1 rRNA gene is annotated in these 3,116 nt (G+C 56.5%); it reads left to right on the plus strand.

Annotated elements, in window-relative coordinates:
* Window positions 1–310: 310 nt before the first annotated feature.
* Window positions 311–3,116 (plus strand): 23S ribosomal RNA (locus tag ACWFQ8_RS33260); the annotation flags it as partial.

A 3,116-nucleotide genomic window follows, 5' to 3' on the forward strand; every position in this document is an offset into this window, starting at 1 on the left:
AGGTGCGGCTGGATCACCTCCTTTCTAAGGAGCACAGTACCGATTGCAGACAAATGTTCTGCACGGTCAGCTCATGGGTGGAACGTTGATTATTTGGCACGGTTTCTCGGATGGATCACAAGTACTGCTTCGGCGTGGAAAGTGAGTCTCTGATGAGGGATCGTGCCTGGCACGTTGTTGGGTGTCTGAGGGTACGGCCGTAAAGGTTGTGTCTTCATGCCGGCCCCAGTGAACTTGTTTCCTTTGAGGAGCAGGGTGATGGGTGGCTGGTCGTTGTTTGAGAACTACACAGTGGACGCGAGCATCTGTAGGCCAAGTTTTTAAGGGCACACGGTGGATGCCTTGGCACCAGGAACCGATGAAGGACGTGAGAGGCCGCGATAGGCCCCGGGGAGCTGCCAACTGAGCTTTGATCCGGGGGTGTCCGAATGGGGAAACCCGGCAGTCGTCATGGGCTGTCACCCACTGCTGAACACATAGGCAGTGTGGAGGGAACGAGGGGAAGTGAAACATCTCAGTACCCTCAGGAAGAGAAAACAACCGTGATTCCGGGAGTAGTGGCGAGCGAAACCGGATGAGGCCAAACCGTATGCGTGTGATACCCGGCAGGGGTTGCGCATGCGGGGTTGTGGGAATGAGCTTGATCGGTCTGCCGGCCGGTCGGCGAGTCAGAAACCGTTGATGTAGTCGAAGGACATGCGAAAGGTCCGGCGTAGAGGGTAAGACCCCCGTAGACGAAACATCAGCGGCTTGCTTGCTCATCTCCCAAGTAGCACGGGGCCCGAGAAATCCCGTGTGAATCTGGCGGGACCACCCGCTAAGCCTAAATATTCCCTGGTGACCGATAGCGGATAGTACCGTGAGGGAATGGTGAAAAGTACCGCGGGAGCGGAGTGAAATAGTACCTGAAACCGTGTGCCTACAAGCCGTGGGAGCGTCGCTCATTGAGTTTACTCAATGGGTCGTGACTGCGTGCCTTTTGAAGAATGAGCCTGCGAGTTAGCGGTGTGTAGCGAGGTTAACCCGTGTGGGGAAGCCGTAGCGAAAGCGAGTCCGAATAGGGCGATTGAGTTGCACGCTCTAGACCCGAAGCGGAGTGATCTAGCCATGGGCAGGTTGAAGCGGAGGTAAGACTTCGTGGAGGACCGAACCCACCAGGGTTGAAAACCTGGGGGATGACCTGTGGTTAGGGGTGAAAGGCCAATCAAACTCCGTGATAGCTGGTTCTCCCCGAAATGCATTTAGGTGCAGCGTCGTGTGTTTCTTGCCGGAGGTAGAGCACTGGATAGGCGATGGGCCCTACCGGGTTACTGACCTTAGCCAAACTCCGAATGCCGGTAAGTGAGAGCACGGCAGTGAGACTGTGGGGGATAAGCTCCATGGTCGAGAGGGAAACAGCCCAGAGCATCGACTAAGGCCCCCAAGCGTACGCTAAGTGGGAAAGGATGTGGAGTCGCAGAGACAACCAGGAGGTTGGCTTAGAAGCAGCCACCCTTGAAAGAGTGCGTAATAGCTCACTGGTCAAGTGATTCCGCGCCGACAATGTAGCGGGGCTCAAGCGTACCGCCGAAGTCGTGTCATTGCAGCTATAGGGCCAACGCCCGCTGTGATGGGTAGGGGAGCGTCGTGTGCCGGGTGAAGCAGCAGCGGAAGCTAGTTGTGGACGGTTCACGAGTGAGAATGCAGGCATGAGTAGCGATACACACGTGAGAAACGTGTGCGCCGATTGACTAAGGGTTCCTGGGTCAAGCTGATCTGCCCAGGGTAAGTCGGGACCTAAGGCGAGGCCGACAGGCGTAGTCGATGGACAACCGGTTGATATTCCGGTACCCGCTTTGAAACGCCCAGTATCGAATCCATTGATGCTAAGGCCGTGAAGCCGTTCCGGAGCCTTCGGGCAAGGGAAAGTGGTGGAGCCGCCGGTCCAAGGTGGTAGTAGGTAAGCGATGGGGTGACGCAGGAAGGTAGTCCAGCCCGGGCGGTGGTAGTCCCGGGGTAAGGGTGTAGGCCGAGGGGTAGGCAAATCCGTCCCTCATTAAGGCTGAGACCTGATGCCGAGCCGATTGTGGTGAAGTGGATGATCCTATGCTGTCGAGAAAAGCCTCTAGCGAGTTTCATGGCGGCCCGTACCCTAAACCGACTCAGGTGGTCAGGTAGAGAATACCGAGGCGTTCGGGTGAACTATGGTTAAGGAACTCGGCAAAATGCCCCCGTAACTTCGGGAGAAGGGGGGCCATCACTGGTGATCGGATTTACTCCGTGAGCTGGGGGTGGCCGCAGAGACCAGCGAGAAGCGACTGTTTACTAAAAACACAGGTCCGTGCGAAGCCGTAAGGCGATGTATACGGACTGACGCCTGCCCGGTGCTGGAACGTTAAGGGGACCGGTTAGTGCGCTTTCGGGCGTGCGAAGCTGAGAACTTAAGCGCCAGTAAACGGCGGTGGTAACTATAACCATCCTAAGGTAGCGAAATTCCTTGTCGGGTAAGTTCCGACCTGCACGAATGGCGTAACGACTTCTCGACTGTCTCAACCATAGGCCCGGTGAAATTGCACTACGAGTAAAGATGCTCGTTTCGCGCAGCAGGACGGAAAGACCCCGGGACCTTTACTACAGTTTGATATTGGTGTTCGGTTCGGCTTGTGTAGGATAGGTGGGAGACTTTGAAGCTGTGACGCCAGTCATGGTGGAGTCGCCGTTGAAATACCACTCTGGTCGTGCTGGATGTCTAACCTCGGTCCGTGATCCGGATCAGGGACAGTGTCTGATGGGTAGTTTAACTGGGGCGGTTGCCTCCTAAAGAGTAACGGAGGCGCCCAAAGGTTCCCTCAGCCTGGTTGGCAATCAGGTGTTGAGTGTAAGTGCACAAGGGAGCTTGACTGTGAGACCGACGGGTCGAGCAGGGACGAAAGTCGGGACTAGTGATCCGGCGGTGGCTTGTGGAAGCGCCGTCGCTCAACGGATAAAAGGTACCCCGGGGATAACAGGCTGATCTTCCCCAAGAGTCCATATCGACGGGATGGTTTGGCACCTCGATGTCGGCTCGTCGCATCCTGGGGCTGGAGTCGGTCCCAAGGGTTGGGCTGTTCGCCCATTAAAGCGGTACGCGAGCTGGG

This window comes from Streptomyces sp. NPDC055254 (assembly GCF_053606025.1).